The 17,697-nt window shown below is 69.7% G+C and carries 17 protein-coding genes and 1 rRNA gene; 15 read left to right on the forward strand and 3 right to left on the reverse strand.

The annotated features are described in order from the left end of the window. From rrf to ACGFX9_RS18490, 10 genes are all read left to right on the forward strand, one after another. A 5S ribosomal RNA gene (rrf, locus tag ACGFX9_RS18445) occupies positions 1-103 on the forward strand; the annotation flags it as partial. A gap of 73 nt (positions 104-176) precedes the next feature. Next, a complete protein-coding gene (locus ACGFX9_RS18450) occupies positions 177-821 on the forward strand; it encodes an HAD family hydrolase (RefSeq protein ID WP_393472556.1) in 645 nt (214 codons plus the stop codon). A gap of 146 nt (positions 822-967) precedes the next feature. Then, a complete protein-coding gene (locus ACGFX9_RS18455; protein ID WP_393472559.1) occupies positions 968-1,678 on the forward strand; it encodes a VC0807 family protein in 711 nt (236 codons plus the stop codon). 94 nt (positions 1,679-1,772) lie between these two features. Then, the gene (locus tag ACGFX9_RS18460) at positions 1,773-3,002 is read left to right on the forward strand and encodes an MFS transporter (protein ID WP_393472563.1); all 1,230 of its coding nucleotides are present in this window, start codon (positions 1,773-1,775) and stop codon (positions 3,000-3,002) included. Continuing rightward, on the forward strand, positions 2,953-4,128 hold the full coding sequence (locus ACGFX9_RS18465) for an acetoin utilization protein AcuC (RefSeq protein WP_393472566.1): 1,176 nt from the start codon (positions 2,953-2,955) through the stop codon (positions 4,126-4,128). Before ACGFX9_RS18460 ends, ACGFX9_RS18465 begins: the two co-directional genes overlap by 50 nt. Before the next feature lie 153 nt (positions 4,129-4,281). Further along, the gene (locus ACGFX9_RS18470) at positions 4,282-5,097 is read left to right on the forward strand and encodes a phosphatase (protein ID WP_393472569.1); all 816 of its coding nucleotides are present in this window, start codon (positions 4,282-4,284) and stop codon (positions 5,095-5,097) included. A gap of 134 nt (positions 5,098-5,231) precedes the next feature. Then, positions 5,232-5,441 carry a helix-turn-helix domain-containing protein gene (locus ACGFX9_RS18475; RefSeq protein ID WP_157869005.1) on the forward strand — a complete coding sequence of 70 codons (210 nt, stop codon included), beginning with the start codon at positions 5,232-5,234 and terminating at the stop codon, positions 5,439-5,441. Between the two features lie 124 nt (positions 5,442-5,565). Next, positions 5,566-5,664 carry a 30S ribosomal protein bS22 gene (locus tag ACGFX9_RS18480; RefSeq protein ID WP_003948845.1) on the forward strand — a complete coding sequence of 33 codons (99 nt, stop codon included), beginning with the start codon at positions 5,566-5,568 and terminating at the stop codon, positions 5,662-5,664. Between the two features lie 338 nt (positions 5,665-6,002). Continuing rightward, entirely contained in the window at positions 6,003-7,049 is a 1,047-nt protein-coding gene (locus tag ACGFX9_RS18485; protein ID WP_393473928.1) for an NAD-dependent epimerase/dehydratase family protein, read from the forward strand. A 14-nt stretch (positions 7,050-7,063) separates the two neighbouring features. Further along, the gene (locus ACGFX9_RS18490; RefSeq protein WP_393472572.1) at positions 7,064-8,176 is read left to right on the forward strand and encodes a lysophospholipid acyltransferase family protein; all 1,113 of its coding nucleotides are present in this window, start codon (positions 7,064-7,066) and stop codon (positions 8,174-8,176) included. Positions 8,177-8,270: 94 nt separating this feature from the next. On the opposite strand, the gene ACGFX9_RS18495 is transcribed toward ACGFX9_RS18490, so the two are convergent. The 3 genes from ACGFX9_RS18495 to ACGFX9_RS18505 form a co-directional block, all read right to left on the reverse strand. Beyond that, positions 8,271-9,503 carry a DUF5667 domain-containing protein gene (locus ACGFX9_RS18495; RefSeq protein WP_393472575.1) on the reverse strand — a complete coding sequence of 411 codons (1,233 nt, stop codon included), beginning with the start codon at positions 9,501-9,503 and terminating at the stop codon, positions 8,271-8,273. A gap of 267 nt (positions 9,504-9,770) precedes the next feature. Next, positions 9,771-10,562, reverse strand: coding sequence for an ECF subfamily RNA polymerase sigma factor, BldN family (locus tag ACGFX9_RS18500; protein WP_393472577.1), 792 nt, complete (start codon positions 10,560-10,562; stop codon positions 9,771-9,773). A gap of 301 nt (positions 10,563-10,863) precedes the next feature. Then, positions 10,864-11,817, reverse strand: a complete 954-nt coding sequence (locus ACGFX9_RS18505) for an HAD family hydrolase (RefSeq protein ID WP_393472581.1) — start codon at positions 11,815-11,817, stop codon at positions 10,864-10,866. Between the two features lie 125 nt (positions 11,818-11,942). Between ACGFX9_RS18505 and ACGFX9_RS18510 the strand changes: the two genes are divergently transcribed. The 5 genes from ACGFX9_RS18510 (at position 11,943) to ACGFX9_RS18530 (ending at position 17,610) form a co-directional block, all read left to right on the forward strand. Next, positions 11,943-12,221: a glutaredoxin family protein gene (locus ACGFX9_RS18510; RefSeq protein ID WP_393472584.1), complete on the forward strand. Its 279-nt coding sequence runs from the start codon at positions 11,943-11,945 to the stop codon at positions 12,219-12,221. Positions 12,222-12,525: 304 nt separating this feature from the next. Next, on the forward strand, positions 12,526-13,281 hold the full coding sequence (locus ACGFX9_RS18515; protein WP_393472587.1) for a redox-sensing transcriptional repressor Rex: 756 nt from the start codon (positions 12,526-12,528) through the stop codon (positions 13,279-13,281). Further along, positions 13,278-14,999, forward strand: coding sequence for a glutamyl-tRNA reductase (locus tag ACGFX9_RS18520; protein ID WP_393472590.1), 1,722 nt, complete (start codon positions 13,278-13,280; stop codon positions 14,997-14,999). Before ACGFX9_RS18515 ends, ACGFX9_RS18520 begins: the two co-directional genes overlap by 4 nt. Further along, positions 14,996-15,955 (forward strand): hydroxymethylbilane synthase, encoded by a 960-nt coding sequence (hemC, locus tag ACGFX9_RS18525; protein WP_393472594.1) that lies wholly within the window; start codon positions 14,996-14,998, stop codon positions 15,953-15,955. The genes ACGFX9_RS18520 and hemC overlap by 4 nt, the downstream gene beginning before the upstream one ends. Then, the gene (locus ACGFX9_RS18530; RefSeq protein WP_393472598.1) at positions 15,952-17,610 is read left to right on the forward strand and encodes a uroporphyrinogen-III synthase; all 1,659 of its coding nucleotides are present in this window, start codon (positions 15,952-15,954) and stop codon (positions 17,608-17,610) included. The genes hemC and ACGFX9_RS18530 overlap by 4 nt, the downstream gene beginning before the upstream one ends. The last annotated feature ends 87 nt before the right edge of the window (positions 17,611-17,697 follow it).

Below are 17,697 nucleotides of genomic sequence, written 5' to 3' on the forward strand. Positions count from 1 at the left end.
CGTGAGGGAAACGCCCGGTTACATTCCGAACCCGGAAGCTAAGCCTCACAGCGCCGATGGTACTGCAGGGGGGACCCTGTGGGAGAGTAGGACGCCGCCGAACTATTATTAACGGGAAACCCCCGCACCTTTGGTGCGGGGGTTTTCTGCGTTTGGCGTCGGGCTAATGTCGAGTTATGCGATACGACCTGGTCATCTTCGACAACGACGGCGTCCTGGTGGACAGCGAGCCTCTCTCCAATGCCATTCTCGCCGCCTATCTGACCGAACTCGGCCACTCCACCACGTATGAGGACTCCCTGCGTGACTACATGGGGGCCGCCGTCCATCGCGTACACGATCTTGTTCTTGAGCGCAGTGGGCAGCGGCTGCCCGAGGATTTCGATGTGACCTTCCACGCTCGTGTCTTCGAGGCCTTCGAGCGGGAGCTTGAGCCTGTGGCCGGCGCCGTCGACGTACTCGAGAAGTTGGTGGCCGACGGCGTGCCGTACTGCCTCGCCTCCTCCGGGAGCCATGAGCGGATCCGGGTCGGGCATCGGCGGACCGGGCTCGATCAGTGGTTCGGTGACGAGCGGATCTTCAGCTCCGAGGACGTGGGGCGGGGGAAGCCGGCGCCGGATCTCTTTCTGTACGCCGCCGAGCGCATGGGGGTGGCGCCCGAGAAGTGCGTGGTGATCGAGGACAGCCCGTTGGGTGTCCGGGCCGCCGTGGCTGCGGGGATGGATGTGTACGGGTTCACGGCCATGACGCCCGCGGAGCGGCTGGCGGGGGCCACCGAACTCTTCGGGGACCTGCGAGAGTTGGCTGACCTGCTCGTATGACGGCGGTGTGGGTGCGGATCTGACAATTGTCATCGCCAGCTCCGGACGATCGTTTCTGTTGGCCGATGGGCCGTCGCGGCGAAGCTGTGTACATCGAGAACGAGCGGGACGTACGCAGTGACAGCCACGACGGAGGACCGATCACCATGAGCCAGCTCGCCACCCCGGCCCACACCACGACCACCGCCACCAGCGCGGCGACCCCCACCGCCCGGCAGTCGCGCTGGGAGTCGCTGAAGCCGCTCGTGCTGGACGCGGTGGTGCCCACAGCCTCGTACTACCTGCTCAGCAAGGGCTTCGGGATGGGAACGATGGGGGCGCTCGCCTGGAGCAGTGTGGTGCCGGCCGGGCGGACGCTGTGGGGCGTGGTCAGGGAGCGGCGCGTCAATGGGCTCGCGGCGCTCATCCTGGCCGCCAACGTGGTCGGGCTGCTGCTCAGCCTGGTGGCCGGTGACCCGCGGCTGATGCTGGCCAAGGACAGCGGGATCACGGCGACGATCGGCATCGCCATTCTGTGGTCCGTGGCCGCGGGGCGGCCGTTGATGACCGCCGGGCTCAAGCCCTGGGTCACCAAGGGCAACGCGGCGCGGACCGCGGTGTGGGACCGGCTGATCGGCGAGCAGGGGCGGTTCGCGCGGCTGGAGCGGACGTTCTCCGTGCTGTGGGGTGTGGCGCTGTTCGGTGAGGCCGTGTTGCGGGTCGTGGGGGCCTACACGCTGTCGATCGACACCATGGTGTGGCTCGGCGGGGCGATCGCGGCGGTCACCATCACGGCGACGGTCTTCGTCAGCGGCGGTCGGGTCGTCGGCCCGATGGAGATGATCGTGAGCGAGGAGCTCGCCGCGATCGAGCGGTGAGGCCGGGAGGGAGCCCCATCCGAGGGGCGGCGGTGGGAAATAGGTGAGTGATCTATCTACCCACCGGTAGTCAGGGGTCCTACGCTCAGCAGCCATGACAGATGAGCTGCGGCGCGGCAGGGCCTCTTTGGCGTTCAGCTTCCTGGTGCAGGGTGTCACCTTCGCGTTGCTGGTGACGCGGATCCCCGCCCTTCAGGATCAGTACGGGATATCCGACGGCCTGCTCCCCGTCTTTCTCGCCGCCGTGCCGATCCTGGCGGGTGCCGGAAGCGTGGGCACGGAGTGGCTGGTCAAGCGGGTGCGGCCGAGCCGTGTGCTGCGGTGGTCGCAGCCCGTGGTGCTCCTGGCGCTGCTCGGGGCCGGCGCGGGCGACGCCCTGTGGCAAGTGGGCCTGGCGCTGGGGGCGTTCGGGCTCGCGGTGGGGGCGCTCGACGCGTCCATGAACATGCTCGGGGTGAGTCTGCAGCGGGCCTACGGGCGCAGCATCATGCTGGGGTTCCACGCGGCGTACAGCCTGGGCGGGATCGCGGGGGCGTCGATCGCGTGGGCGGGGGCGCACTGGGATCTGTCGCTCTTCGTGTCGTATCTGCCGGTGGTCGTGGTGCTGTTGCCGGCGGCGCTGGTGGGGAGTCGGTGGTACGTCGACGCGGGGACCGGTGGCGAAGCCGGGGTTGTGGCGGGTGATGCCGGTGAGGGCAAGGGCGGGCCGCTGGTCTTCAAGCTGCTCCTGCCGCTCTGCCTGGTGATGACTTTCGCGTACATCGGGGACTCGACCGTCTCCAACTGGAGTGCGAAGTATCTGCAGGATGTGCTGGGGAGCTCCGAGGAGGTCTCGACCGTCCCCTACAACGTCTACATGGTCATGACCCTGCTGGGGCGGGGACTTGGGGACCTGGGCGTCCGGCGGTTCGGGGCCGTGGCGGTGGTGCGGGCCGGTTCGGTGGTGGCCGCCGTCGGGTTCGCGGTCGTGGCGGTGGCGCCCGGGGCGTGGACCGGCATCCTGGGGTTCACGGTGCTCGGGATCGGGCTCTGCGTGATCGTTCCGCAGACGTTCGCCGCGGCGGGGCGGCTCTTCCCCGGGGCATCGGACGCCGCCGTCGCGCGGCTCAACGTCTTCAACTATGTGGGGTTCCTGATCGGTTCGCCGCTGGTGGGTGCGCTCGGGGATGCCTGGAACTACCGCGGGGCGATGCTCGTTCCCATGGTGTTGGTGCTCGTGACCTTGTTGTATGCCCGTTCCTTCGCCCCCGGAGCGGACCGATACGGTGACGGGCATGAGCGGGCACGCACAGCTGATGTGGGACGAGGCAGTAACGGGCTATGACTTCGGTCCTGAGCACCCCATGGACCCGGTCCGGCTCGCGCTGACCAGAAGTCTGGTCGGCGCCTTCGGGCTCGACCGTGATCTTGAGGTGGTCGCGGCCAAGCGTGCCGGTGACTCGACGCTGCGGCTCGTGCACCGCTCGGACTATGTGGACGCGGTCAAGGCCGCGTCCGCCGATCCGGCGTCGGCGGACGGTGGCTATGGCCTCGGGACCGTGGACGATCCCGCCTTCGCGGGGATGCACGAGGTGTCGGCGCTGATCGCCGGGCAGTCGGTGGGGGCCGCCGAGGCGGTGTGGCGCGGGGAAGCGCTGCACGCGGTGAACTTCGCGGGCGGGCTGCACCACGCGATGCCGGGCGCCGCTTCGGGGTTCTGCATCTACAACGACGCCTCGCTTGCCATCGCCCGGCTGCTCGAGCTCGGCGCCGAGCGCATCGCGTACGTGGACGTCGACGTGCACCACGGGGACGGTGTGCAGGCCTCGTTCTGGGAGGATCCGCGGGTTCTGACGGTTTCGCTGCACGAGCATCCCCGGACGCTGTTTCCGCAGACCGGGTGGCCGGAGGAGACGGGCGCGGCGGGTGACGCCGAGGGGTCGGCCGTGAATGTCGCGCTGCCGGCCGGGACCGGGGACGCGGGGTGGCTGCGGGCGTTCCACGCCGTGGTGCCGGAGCTGCTCGCCGAGTTCCGGCCGCAGGTCCTTGTCACCCAGCATGGCGCCGACACGCACTTCGATGATCCGCTGGCTCATCTCGCCGTGTCCCTCGACGCACAGCGGGCCGTGCAGGTGGCCTGCCATGAGTTGGCGCATTCGTACGCCGATGGGCGCTGGGTCGCTCTGGGCGGTGGGGGATACGCCGTGGTGGATGTGGTGCCGCGGTCCTGGACCCATCTGACCGCCATCGCCGCGGGGCGGGAGGTGCTGCCTTCGGCGGAGATTCCTGAGGCCTGGCGGCAGGAAGTCTTCGCGCGGACCCGGCAGTTGGCTCCCGCCCGGATGACGGATGGGCGGTGGCCCGTCTCCTGGGAGGGGTGGGAGGCGGGTTACGACCCCGCGGACCGGCTCGACCAGGCGGTGCTCGCCGCTCGCCGGGCGGCGTTTCCGCTGCGGGGGCTGTTGCCGTAGGAGGCGGGCACGCGGGCAGCGAACGGCGGTTGGGCTGGAGTGGGGTGGCTCCGAACGCCGGCCGGGCTGCGATTGTGCCCCCGTTAGCCCAACTGTGGGGGATTTCCGGGGTTTTGGGGGTGGTCGCCGGGTCGATGCGTCAGCATCGGCACCGTGTTGAGCACCGGAGCATTGCGCGCGCATCTCCTGGCTGCCCGCCTTGCCGGGCCCGTGGCCACCTCCCGGGAGCAGAGCCTGCGGAACTATCGGCTCTTCGCGGCCCGGGATCCCCGGATACTGCTCGGCCTCGACCCCGAGTGGAACTGGGGTCCCGGCGACCTTCTCGGGCTCATGGCCGACAAGTGCGGGGTCTCCGCCGACCCGCGGGACACTTCCGGGACCGACGTCATTGATCCGGAACGGACGCTCGCCGCGCTCGACGCCTTCGCCGAGAGGCTCGCGGAGGTGGCGCGAGGGCGGCTTCCCGTGCTCCTCGGGACAGGGCATCCGCACCGGCTCCTCGGGTTCTACGCCGCGTTGGCGGACGCTTTGTCGGCGGCGGGGTGCACCGTCCTCACCCCCGCGCAGGGCAGCAGTGTCGACATAACGACCCGGTTCGGCCTACGCACGTACAACCTTGACTACGTACAAGGAGTCGCGTTGGTGCGGGAACCCGGCGCGTGTCCCACCGGGAGTGAGACCGGCGCACACACCCATTCCCCGCTCCCGGTTCGGGTCGTTCTCGAGGCTGCCGCGGAGGCTGGGGGACCGCTTCCCGAGCTTGTCATCGGGGACCACGGATGGGTCTGCGGGGCAGGTCAGCTGGGGTTCGAGGCGATCGGTCTCGCGGATACGGATGATCCCGCGCTGTTCGTCGGAGAGGCCGAGGGGCAGGTGTCCGTCGTCGTTCCGCTTGATGACGCTGTGCGATCTGATTACTACCGACCGCTTACTCGCTATGTACTCAATCGAGCGTGTCTGTCACAGTAGGCGGCCGATCGCTACTCCTCTTCCCCACTCGCATCATCCGCCCCTAGTCTGGTGAGTGAGCGCGCAGAGACGAAGAGTCACCGGAAGGGGAAGCCGGTGCCCGTCATATGTGCGGAAGGTTCAGGTGGGGTGTCATGGCAGCTGACCAGAGGCCGCTGAACGAGGTTCAGTTTCTGACCGTGGCGGAGGTCGCCTCGGTGATGCGAGTGTCCAAGATGACCGTGTACCGCTTGGTGCACAGCGGTCATCTGCCCGCCATCCGGGTCGGAAGGTCTTTCCGGGTCCCGGAGCAGGCGGTTCACGAGTACCTCCGCGAGTCCTATGTGGGGGTCGAGGCGGGCTGATCGGAGCGATCGATGCCCCTCGATTACGTCCCTCACGCGGGGGCGGGTAGGCTAGGCCGACGTAGGTCGTGTGGGCCCAGTCTGCTGCCCCGCACCGAGTGAAGAGAAGTGAGCGAGGGTAGTCGTGGGCTCTGTTATCAAGAAGCGGCGTAAGCGGATGGCCAAGAAGAAGCACCGCAAGCTGCTGAAGCGCACCCGCGTTCAGCGTCGCAACAAGAAGTAAGCGACAGCTGTTCAGCGCGTCCCGAAGCCCTCCCGTCATCCTGGCGGGAGGGCTTCGGCGTGTTCCGGCCGGTTTTCGGCCGGTTTTTCGGGCCGCGCACGGGCCCCGGGGGCTTGTTCCGAACGTATGTCCTGGGCAGGATGTGCGGTCCCGATGGTCCCGATCCGGGCGTACGTCCTGGTCTGGGCGTACGGCCTGCTCTGTGTGCATGTGTGGGGTTGCCGTCACTTCCTGCATCGGGCGGTCATCACAGCGCAACAACGACCCGCTAGCGTGTGCCGGAGGGAAATGATGGGGCGCGGCAGGACTTCGAGGGCTGGGGAAGGCAGGCGCTGATCTTGGGCAAGGTCGTGCTCGTGACCGGGGTGTCCCGACAACTGGGCGGGCGGTTCGTCCGTCGAGTCCTGAGGGACCCCGAGGTCGACCGGGTGGTCGCGGTGGACGCGGTACCTCCCGAGCACCATCTGGGCGGCGCCGACTTCGTCCAGGCCGACATACGGCAGTCCGCGATCGCCAAGGTGCTCGCCGAGTTCTCCGTCGACACGGTCGTGCACCTGGACGTCACGGGCACCGCGCTCGCCGGCGGCAACCGCGGCTCGCTCAAGGAAACCAACGTCATCGGCACCATGCAGCTGCTCGGCGCCTGCCAGAAGTCGCCGACGGTCAAGCGGCTCGTGGTGAAGTCGAGCACCAATGTGTACGGCTCCGCGCCGCGCGACCCCGCGGTCTTCACCGAGACGACGCCGCCGAAGTCGCTGCCGTCCGGTGGCTTCGCCAAGGACACCGTCGAGGTCGAGGGGTACGTACGCGGATTCGCGCGCCGCCGCCCCGACGTGGCGGTCTGCGTGCTGCGCTTCGCGAACATCCTGGGGCCCGCCGCGGACTCCCCGCTCGCCGAGTACTTCTCGCTGCCGGTTCTGCCGACCGTCTTCGGCTACGACCCGCGGCTGCAGTTCGTGCACGAGGACGACGCGATCGAGGTCCTGCGCATCGGCGCGCGCGAACCGGAGCGCGGAACGCTCAACAGCGGCACGTTCAACATCGCGGGCGACGGGCTGCTCCTGCTCTCGCAGTGCTCGCGGCGCCTTGGGCGTCCGACGCTGCCGGTGTTCATGCCCGCGGTCACCTGGGTCGGCCAGGCGCTGCGGACACTGGGCGTGACGGACTTCTCGCCCGAGCAGATCAGGCTGCTCACCCACGGCCGGGTCGTGGCCACCCGGCAGATGCGCGAGACACTGGGCTTCACGCCCAAGTACACGACCGCGGAGACCTTCGCGGATTTCGTACGCAGTCGGGGTTCGGGACTTCTGCCGCCGCAGGCCGTCGCGGGGGCCATCGACCGGATCGCCACGCTGCCCTTCGCGGGCAACCAGAGCGCCAACTGAGGAGAGCGTCAACGATGGCGGACGCCAAGGTCATTCCGTTCGACGACGACAGGTCGCGCGGGGGTGCGCAGCGCCCGCCGCGCCGCAGGAGCGCGCCCCGGCGCAAGAACGATCCGGCAGCGGTGCGTGAGGTCCCGGCCATGCCGGACCAGGCGGAACCGGACGGGTCACCGCCGAGCGCGGAGCAAGCCGGACACCCCGAGCACCCAGAGCACCCAGAGGTCCCTGCGGGGGACCGGGTGCCCAAGCCCAGGGCTGGGGCGGCTCCGGGCTCGCGGGGCGGTGGTGGCGGCCTGGAGAGGCGTATCGCGGGCGGGCTCGCGTTCCTGCGGCGGCGGCTCACGGGTGACTACGAGGTCGACGACTTCGGTTACGACGAGGAGCTCACCGACCAGGTCCTGATGTCGATGGTGCGGCCGCTGTACGAGAAGTACTTCCGCGTCGAGGTGAAGGGCATCGAGAACATCCCGTCGGACGGCGGGGCGCTGATCGTCGCCAACCACTCGGGGACGCTGCCGCTGGACGGCGTGATGATGCAGGTCGCGGTGCACGACAACCACCCGGCAGGGCGTCATCTGCGGCTGCTCGCGGCGGACCTCGTCTTCATGCTGCCCGTGGTCAACGAACTCGCCCGCAAGGCGGGGCACACGCTGGCCTGCGCGGAGGACGCCGAGCGGCTGCTTGAGCGGGGTGAGCTGGTCGGGGTGATGCCGGAGGGGTTCAAGGGCATCGGGAAGCCGTTCAGCGAGCGCTACAAGTTGCAGCGGTTCGGGCGGGGCGGGTTCGTCTCCACCGCGCTGCGGGCGGGGACGCCGATCATTCCGTGCTCGATCGTGGGCGCCGAGGAGATCTACCCCATGATCGGCAACGCCAAGACGCTGGCGCGGGTGCTCGGCATCCCGTACTTCCCGATCACTCCTACGTTCCCGTGGCTCGGCCCGTTGGGGGCGCTGCCCCTGCCCACGAAGTGGACGATCCAGTTCGGGGAGCCGATTCTCACGGACGGTTATCCGCCGGAGGCGGCCGAGGACCCGATGCTGATGTTCAACCTGACCGATCAGGTCCGGGAGCAGATCCAGCACACCCTCTACAAGCTGCTGGTGCAGCGGCGGTCCGTGTTCTTCTGAGGGCCGTGTCCTTCTGAAAAGCCCAGGCCGGTGAGGCGAACGCAGGACGGGCCGGACCCCACGGAGGGTTCCGGCCCGTCCTGCGTTCGGTCCGCTACTTCGCGTCCTCTTCGTCGATGCCCAGGCCCGGAAGCAGGCCCGGCAGCAACGGCGGTACCGTCACGTCGGGCTTGGCCGGAGCGGATTCCTTGCCGGCGTCGCCGCCCTCCGAAGGGGCGGTCGGCTTGTCGGACTTCGGAGGGTCGAGGAGACCGCCCGTGTTGCCGCCGAGCAGGCCTTCGTCCTCGCTGTGCCTGTCCGAGGTGGACGGGTGGGGCCTGCTGTCCGTGCTCGCGCCGTCCCGGGGGGATGTCGTCGGGGACGAGGGGCGGTCCGGGGAGCTGGAGCCCGACGAGCCCTGGTCCGGGCTGCCCGGCGCCTGGTCCTTCTCCGGGGTGCGGGGGAAGAGCGAGCGGAGTGGCTCCACTTCCTGGTCCATGGCGTCGAAGACCGAGCTGACCTGCTGGCCCACGTCGCCGAGCTGGACGGGCAGCCGGCTCTGCAGGTCGCTCCAGGCCTTGCGGTGCGACTGCGAGAAGGCGGACAGGGTCTGGATGGGGCCGAGCGACCCGTCCCGTTCGTACGCCTCGTGCAGCAGGCGGTGGCCTTCCGTGGCGTCGTGCCGCATGCCGGAGAGGGCACGCCTCACCTCGCCGAGGGATTCGTGGTCGAGGTCGCCGGAGCGGCCCCGCTCCATCAGGCGGCGGGCTTCGTTGAGCCGCGTCGAGGCGTGGTCGAGATAGATCCCGCCCTTGTCGCTCTCGCCGTCGGCCAACCCCAGCTTCAGGTCCTCCATGCCGCGCTTCAGCCCGTACAGCGAATCGCCCGGCAGCGCGTCGGAGCTGGCCGCGGCCACTCCGCTGAACGCCCCCGCGGCGACGCCGACGGTGAGCCCGCCCGCGGCGATGCCCTTCGACAGGCGGGAGCGGGGCTTCAGTTTGCGCAGTCCCGTGGCCCGGTGGGCTCCCTTGCGGGACCGCTGTTCGGGCACCGAGGTGCCGATGGTCCCACCGCCCGCGGCCGTGCCCTCAAGGAGCATGGCCTCCATGGCAGCTACGAGCTGGGCCCGCTGGACCACTTTGACCTCGGGATCCAGCTCCGGCTTCGGCAGTTCGCCGAGGCCGTTCGCCAAGGTCAGCATCCGGTCCGGGGCAGCCTGTTCGGACGGCGCCGGATCGGGTGGGACGGAACCTTCGATCTGCTCGGCCGCCGGGTCCTGGTCGGAATGCTCCTCCAGGTCCTGGGCGAAGGCGTTCGCCCGCCGGTGTGCCGATACGTTCGCGATCACTGGCGGCACCTCCTCTCGTCATGACGGTCGACTCCCCAGGGGGTCCTGAGGGTTGCCCGACTTGAACACTTCCACACGATCGAGTGAGTGGAGGCGGTCAGGGGGCGACCACAGGGAGCCTGCATCCCGCACAACGAGCGTCGCGGCACTTGGGTTACGGACGGAGGATGATCGGACCGCCAAGTTTCCGTGACGGCCATCTGGCCGCCACGGACGGTGAGTTGGCCGCCACGCACGGCTACCCGGAGCTGTCCGCAAAGGTCGGCGCTAGCGCACGTCGTCCGGCAGGAGCCGGGCCAGCGTGCGGACCGCGCGGTACTGGAGGGTCTTGATCGCGCCCTCGTTCTTGCCCATCACCCGGGCGGTCTCGGCGACCGAGAGGCCTTGCAGGAAACGCAGGGTCACGCACTCCTGCTGCTGGGGGTTGAGGCGGCGCACGGCGTCGAGCAGTGCGGCGTTGGAGAGGGACTCCAGGACGGAGTCCTCGGGGCTGCGCTCGACCTCGTTGGCGTCGAGCATTTCGCCGGTGGTCACTTCGAGGCGGAATCGGCTCGACTTGAAGTGGTCGGCGACCAGATTGCGGGCGATCGTGACCAGCCAGGCACCGAAGTCACGGCCCTGCCAGGTGAACGTACTGATGCGGCGCAGGGCGCGCAGAAAGGTCTCACTGGTGAGGTCCTCGGCGGTCGCCTTGCCGCCGACGCGGTAGTAGATGTAGCGATAGACCGTGTCGCTGTACTGGTCGTAGAGACGGCCGAAGGCGTCGGACTCGCCGGCTTGGGCGCGTTCGACGAGGTCCATCATGCGGGCGCTGTCGCTGTCCGCGGCGGGACGGCGGTGGGTGGGGGTTGAGGTGGCGGCAGAGGCGGAACGAGCCCGTCTGCTGACCGCCGCGCCGCTGTCCGCCAGGGCATAGACGGGCCCGGCGGGTGTGGGGACGGCAAATGCGGGGACGGCGGGGCCGGCGTACGCGGTGGGGACGAAGCCGCGCAAGCGGTCGGCGACCGTTGCGCGCAGCGTAGCCAGGCCCGAGGCGTCAACCCCGACGTGTGGGTACACGGGACTCCCAGAGGCAGAGCTTCCATCACGTGCAGTACGGGACCGTTCACCCGTCGTAGCGACGTGTGGGGTCCCTTATGCGTCTGAGGAGAATAACGCTTCGTACAGGCGGCGCTACACCCAGTTGCTCAAATCACCGATTACGTCGCTTCTGTTACCGGTCTATGCCCGTTCAAGTAGCGCACAGTGAGCGCTTGTTGATCGAAATGGTTCACATTCCGGCTAAGCGCGGTGCGTGTTGTGGCCGAGTGCTACCAACGTGACTGGCGGGAGCCCGGGCGGGGTAGGGGCGAGAGAATGTTCAGTGGCGGCGGCGGTGCAGGGCGATGGCCGCGGCCGTGCCGCCCGCGATCGCGCCCACGCCCGCGGCGGCCGGGATGCCGACCTTGGCGGCCTTGCGGCCGGTGCGGTAGTCCCGCAGACGCCAGTCCCGCTCGCGCGCGTGCTTGCGCAGTTTGGCGTCGGGATTGATCGCGTACGGATGCCCGACCAGCGAGAGCATCGGGATGTCGTTGTGCGAATCGCTGTACGCGGCACAGCGGGCCAGGTCGAGGCTCTCGGCCGACGCGAGCGCGCGCACCGCCTCGGCCTTCGCCGGGCCGTGCAGGGGTTCGCCGACGAGCTTTCCCGTATAGACGCCGTCCACGGACTCGGCGACCGTGCCGAGCGCGCCGGTCAGGCCGAGGCGCCGGGCGATGATCGTCGCCGTCTCCACCGGGGCGGCCGTGACCAGCCAGACCTTCTGGCCCGCGTCGAGATGGGCCTGGGCCAGGGCGCGCGTACCGGGCCAGATGCGCTCGGCCATGTACTCGTCGTAGATCTCCTCGCCGATGGACATCAGCTCGGCGACGCGGTGGCCCTTGACGATGGAAAGCGCGCTGTCGCGGGCGTCCTGCATGTGCTCGGGGTCCTCGACGCCCGCGAGCCTGAACCACGCCTGCTGCCAGGCGAATCGGGCCAGCTCCTGGCGCTCGAAGAACTTCCGCTTGTAGAGGCCGCGGCCGAAGTGGAAGATCGCGGCGCCCTGCATCACGGTGTTGTCGAGGTCGAAGAACGCGGCGGCCTTGTCGTCGCCGAAGACCGGGAACTCCGGCTCCGCGGGCTCTGCCGGCTCTTCGGGTGCGGCGGCCTCCGCCGCCAGTTCCTCCAGCTCCTGGGAGGACTTGCGCGCTGCCTCAGCCGAGGCCTCGCCTGCCAACACGCTCCGCGCCGTGGCGGAGCGCCTACGGGGGGTGAGCCATCCGAGAGCGGCCATGTCGTGAGCATAGCTAGTTCGTTCGGTGGTTCCGGAGTCGGCAGGATGCGTCCCTGTGAACTCTGCGCGACCGCCCCGTTAAAGAGACGGGCCGTGCGGCGCGTCGGCGGGGCGAGAATGGTGTCATGAGCCCGATTTTTCGCCGTACGGAGAAGAAGAAGCCCCAGGACCGGACGGTCACCTTGATCGGTAAGCCCGGCTGTCATCTGTGCGATGAAGCACAGCTGGTGATCGAGAAGGTCTGCGGCGAGCTGGGAGTCGCATGGGAGAAGAAGGACATCACCGAGGACGAAGAGCTCAACAGGGCCTACTGGGAACAGATTCCGGTGGTTCTGGTGGACGGTGAACAGCACACCTTCTGGCGGGTGAACGAAGATCGACTTCGTCGGGAGCTCGCCCCGTAAACCGAACGGTTACTGACTGAGTAGTACAAGTGCCCCGAAAGGTCCCTTAGGATCGTGGGCGGTTTGGTCTCGGGGGCGATGATCGTGAGGAGAGTGTGCGGTTTTGCCCCCATCAAATGAGCAACGCCGCTCCCTATGCGCCGGTTCCAGGAAAGAGCGCCGGGGGCGCGTGACCCCGGTCACGTTGGCCGGGCAAATCGGACACCATCTTTGTGCACGCGTTCACAAAGACATAGCCTGCATTCGACGGGGCGGTCTGGGGACGTGTGACCGCCTGCAGCCCCGCTCTACCCGCAGGAGCACCGTGGCAACTGGCCGAACTCACCGACCGGCGACCCGCAGCCGAGGGATTCCCGAGGCCACCGTCGCCAGGCTTCCGCTGTACCTCCGAGCCCTCACCGCACTGTCGGAGCGCTCGGTGCCCACGGTCTCCTCCGAGGAGCTCGCGGCCGCCGCGGGGGTCAACTCCGCGAAGCTGCGCAAGGACTTCTCCTACCTCGGTTCCTACGGGACGCGCGGCGTCGGCTACGACGTCGAGTACCTCGTCTACCAGATCTCCCGCGAGCTCGGCCTGACCCAGGACTGGCCCGTCGTGATCGTCGGCATCGGTAACCTCGGCGCGGCGCTCGCCAATTACGGCGGGTTCGCCTCGCGCGGCTTCCGTGTCGCCGCGCTGATCGACGCCGACCCGGCCATGGCGGGCACGCCCGTCGCGGGCATGCCGGTGCAGCACACGGACGACCTCGAGAAGATCATCAGCGACAACGGCGTCTCCATCGGCGTCATCTCGACCCCGGCGGGCGCCGCCCAGCAGGTCTGCGAGCGGCTCGTCGCCGCCGGTGTGACGTCCATCCTGAACTTCGCGCCCACCGTTCTCTCCGTGCCGGACGGCGTCGACGTACGCAAGGTGGACCTCTCCATCGAGCTGCAGATCCTCGCCTTCCACGAGCAGCGCAAGGCCGGTGAGGAAGCGGCCGCCGACAGCGCCGCGCCGCCCGCCGCCGCCAAGCAGCAGCGGAAGGGACCCGACGGGGACGTCCCCGCCGTGATGCCGGCATGAGTCTCCTCGTCGTAGGGCTGAGCCACCGCAGCGCCCCCGTCAGCGTCCTCGAACGGGCCGCCCTTGGTGCCGACACGCAGGCCAAGCTCCTCCAGGACGTGCTCGCCGCCGAGCCCGCCGCCGAAGCGGCCGTGCTCGCCACCTGCAACCGCATCGAGCTGTACGCCGACGTGGACAAGTTCCACGCGGGCGTCGCCGAGCTGTCCACGCTGCTCGCCCAGCACAGCGGCGTCGGCCTGGAGGAGCTCACTCCTTATCTGTACGTCCACTACGAGGACCGAGCCGTCCACCACCTGTTCTCGGTGGCCTGCGGCCTGGACTCGATGGTCGTCGGCGAAGGGCAGATCCTCGGACAGATCAAGGACGCCCTCGCGCGCTCCCAGGAGCTGCACACCGCGGGGCGCCTCCTCAACGACCTCTTCCAGCAGGCCCTGCGGGTCGGCAAGCGCGCGCACTCGGAGACCGGCATCGACCGGGCCGGGCAGTCGCTCGTGACCTTCGGCCTCGAACAGCTCGCCGGGCGCCAGCCCGTAGACACGTGGGCCAAGGGCAAGCGCGCCCTGGTCATCGGCGCCGGATCCATGTCCTCCCTCGCCGCGGCGACGCTCGCACGCGCCGGGGTCCACGAGGTCGTCGTCGCCAACCGCACCCTCGACCGGGCCCACCGCCTGGCCGAGATCCTCTCGGAAGGCGGCACGGGCACCATCGCGCGCGCCGTGCCGATGGACCAGGTGGCGGCCGAACTGACACGTGCAGATGTCGCGGTGTCCTGCACCGGCGCGACGGGTCTCGTCCTGACGGCCGATGCCGTCGCGGCGGGAGTCGCCGACCGTACGGGCGCGCCCGTCACGGTGGGTGCGCCGCGCGTGCCCGCGGCAAGCTCTCCGTCCGCCGCCGCCCCGCACGGCGCCGACACCGACGACGCGTGCCCGCTCGGCCTCTCCGGGGACGGGGCGGCCGTGCCCCGCGGCGTCGGGTTCTCCGTCATGGGCGAGGACGCCGTCGCCGGGATGGACGCCGCGACCCTTGAGCAGCACGCCGCCTGGGTGGACAACGCACCCGCCGCGCGCCGTGACGACCCGCAGAACGAGGCCGACACCATCACCGCGCTCGCCGCGGCCGTGACCGCCACCGGGCGCGTGCCCGAGCGCCGCGGACCCTCGATGGTCGAGACCGGACACGTCCTGCTCGCCCTGCTCGACCTGGCCATGCCCCGCGACATCGACGGAGCCGTGCATCGCATCGACGGCGTACGCCTCGTCGACATCGAGTCGCTCGCCGACGCTTCCGCGGACGCCCCGATGGCCGACGATGTGGAGAAGGTCCGCGCGATCGTCTCCGACGAGGTCGCCGCCTTCGGCGCCGCGCAGCGGGCCGCGCACATCACGCCGACCGTGGTCGCCCTGCGCACCATGGCCGCCGACGTCGTCGCGAACGAGATCGCGCGGCTCGACGGACGGCTCCCCGGGCTTCCCGAGAAGGAGCGCGCGGAGATCACCCAGACCGTCCGCCGCGTCGTCGACAAGCTGCTCCACGCACCCACCGTGCGCGTCAAGCAGCTCGCGGGCGAGCCCGGCGGCGCCGGGTACGCGGACGCGCTGCGCACCCTTTTCGACCTGGACCCGCAGACGGTCGCCGCCGTCAGCAGGGCCGACCGGCGCAATGACCCCACCGAACAGAACGCATCGCAAACAGATCCGAATCGAGGCCGGGCATGACCGAGAGGGCACTAAGGCTCGGGACACGGCGCAGCAAGCTGGCCATGGCCCAGTCCGGGCAAGTGGCCGACACAGTGAGCCGGTTGACCGGCCGCTCCGTAGAGCTCGTGGAGATCACGACGTACGGCGATACGTCCCGTGAGCACTTGGCACAGATCGGCGGCACCGGCGTCTTCGTGACCGCCCTGCGCGACGCGCTGCTCGGCGGCGAGGTCGACTTCGCCGTCCACTCGCTGAAGGACCTGCCGACCGCGCAGCCCGACAACCTCGCGCTGGCCGCGGTGCCGCTGCGCGAGGACCCCCGTGACGTACTCATCGCACGCGACGGGCTGACCTTCGCGGAGCTGCCCGCCGGCGCGCGCGTCGGCACCGGCTCGCCCCGCCGCATGGCGCAGCTCAACGCCTACGCCCGCAACCACGGGACGACCATAGAGACCGTGCCGATCCGCGGGAACATCGACACCCGCATCGGATTCGTGCACAAAGGGGAGCTCGACGCCGTCGTGCTCGCCGCCGCCGGACTCCACCGCGTCGGCAGGATCGACGAGGTGACCGACTTCCTGTCGGCCGACACAGTTCTGCCCGCCCCCGGCCAGGGGGCACTGGCGATCGAATGTGCCGCGTCCAACGCGTCACTGATCGCCGCGCTCGCCGAGCTCGACGACCCGTACACCCGGGTCGCCGTGACCGCCGAGCGATCCCTGCTCGCCGCCCTGGAAGCCGGTTGCAGCGCACCTGTGGGTGCGCTGGCCGACTTGCTGGCCGACGGGCAGATTGTCAAGGAGATGCGCCTGCGCGGCGTCGTCGGGGCAACCGACGGCTCGACGCTGGTGCAGCTGTCCACCACCGGTCCCGTGCCCGAGACGCATGACCAAGCCTTGGCGCTCGGCCGTGAACTCGCTGCCGAGATGCTTGCCAAGGGCGCGGCCGGTCTGATGGGGGAGCGAGCACTTTGAGCCCCACCTCGAACCTTGCCGGCCTTCCCGCACACGGGCACGTCACCTTCCTGGGTGCCGGACCCGGAGATCCGGGACTACTCACGCTGCGCGCCGTCGAGGCGCTGGCCCGAGCGGACGTACTGATCGCCGAGCCTGATGTGCTCGACGTCGTTCGCGCGCATGCCCGGGGAGGTGTGGACACACCTCAGCCAAGGGCAGTTGACGGCGCATCAGCGATCGCCGAAGCTCCGTCGGTACGAGCCGCCACCAATCTTGTCATGGAGGCAGCGAGGGGCGGCAAGCGGGTCGTGCGTGCCGTCAGCGGCGACCCCGGCCTAGACGCCTACGCCGCCGAGGAGATGCTCGCCTGCGCCGCCGAGGGCGTCTCCTTCGAAGTCGTGCCCGGCATCGCGGCGGCGGTCGGTGTGCCCGCCTACGCGGGTGTTCCGCTGCGCGACGCACAGGGCACGGACGTACGTTTCGTCGACGCGCGCACGGCCTCCGACCGTTGCTGGAGCGAGGTGGGGTCATCCGACGGAACCGTCGTCGTGTCGACCTCCCTGGACTCCGTGGCATCGGCCGCCGGTGAACTGGTCTCGTCCGGCCGCAAGCCGGACACCCCGATGACCGTCACCGTCGCCGGTACGACGACACGTCAGCGCACGTGGACGGCGACCCTCGGCACGATCGCGCAGGTACTCAAGCAGGCGAAGGTGCTGCCCTCGCCCGACGGAGGCCAGCCCGTCATAGCCGTGGTCGGCGAGCGGTCCGCCGCCGCGCAGCGCGACCAGCTGTCGTGGTTCGAGTCGAAGCCGCTCTTCGGGTGGCGGGTGCTCGTCCCGCGTACGAAGGAGCAGGCGGCCTCGCTCTCCGACCAGCTGAGCTCCTACGGCGCGGTGCCTCACGAGGTGCCGACGATCGCCGTGGAGCCGCCCCGGACGCCGCAGCAGATGGAGCGTGCCGTCAAGGGCCTGGTCACGGGCCGCTACGAGTGGATCGCCTTCACCTCGGTCAACGCCGTCAAGGCGGTGCGCGAGAAGTTCGAGGAGTACGGGCTCGACGCGCGCGCCTTCGCCGGGATCAAGGTCGCGGCGGTCGGCGAGCAGACCGCCGCGGCGCTGGTCGCCTTCGGCGTGAAGCCCGATCTGGTGCCGAGCGGTGAGCAGTCGGCCGCGGGTCTCCTTGAGGACTGGCCGCCGTACGACCCGGTCTTCGACCCGATCGACCGGGTGTTCCTGCCGCGGGCCGACATCGCCACGGAGACGCTGGTCGCCGGGCTCATCGACCTCGGCTGGGAGGTCGACGACGTCACGGCCTACCGGACCGTACGGGCGTCGCCGCCTCCCGCGGACACGCGTGAGGCGATCAAGGGCGGCGGCTTCGACGCCGTGCTCTTCACGTCCTCGTCGACCGTGCGGAACCTCGTCGGCATCGCGGGCAAGCCGCACAACGTGACCGTCATCGCGTGTATCGGCCCCGCCACGGCCAAGACCGCGGAGGAGCACGGGCTGCGGGTGGACGTGATGGCTCCCGAGCCGTCCGTCCACAAGCTGGCCGAGGCGTTGGCCGAGTTCGGAACCCGTCGCAGGCTCTCCGCCCTGGAGGCGGGGGACCCTGTCACCCGGCCGAGCGAGCGGCGACCGGGGTCTCGCCGGAGGCGTGCGGCACCGTAAGGTCTTCGGCGCCGTTGATCACCGGCTACGCCGAGTTCGTCCTCAAGCGCCGGACGGGCTGGATATTTCCCCTGGCCCCGGCTGAGA

This window comes from Streptomyces sp. NPDC048436 (assembly GCF_043200355.1).
Taxonomy (GTDB): Bacteria; Actinomycetota; Actinomycetes; order Streptomycetales; family Streptomycetaceae; genus Streptomyces.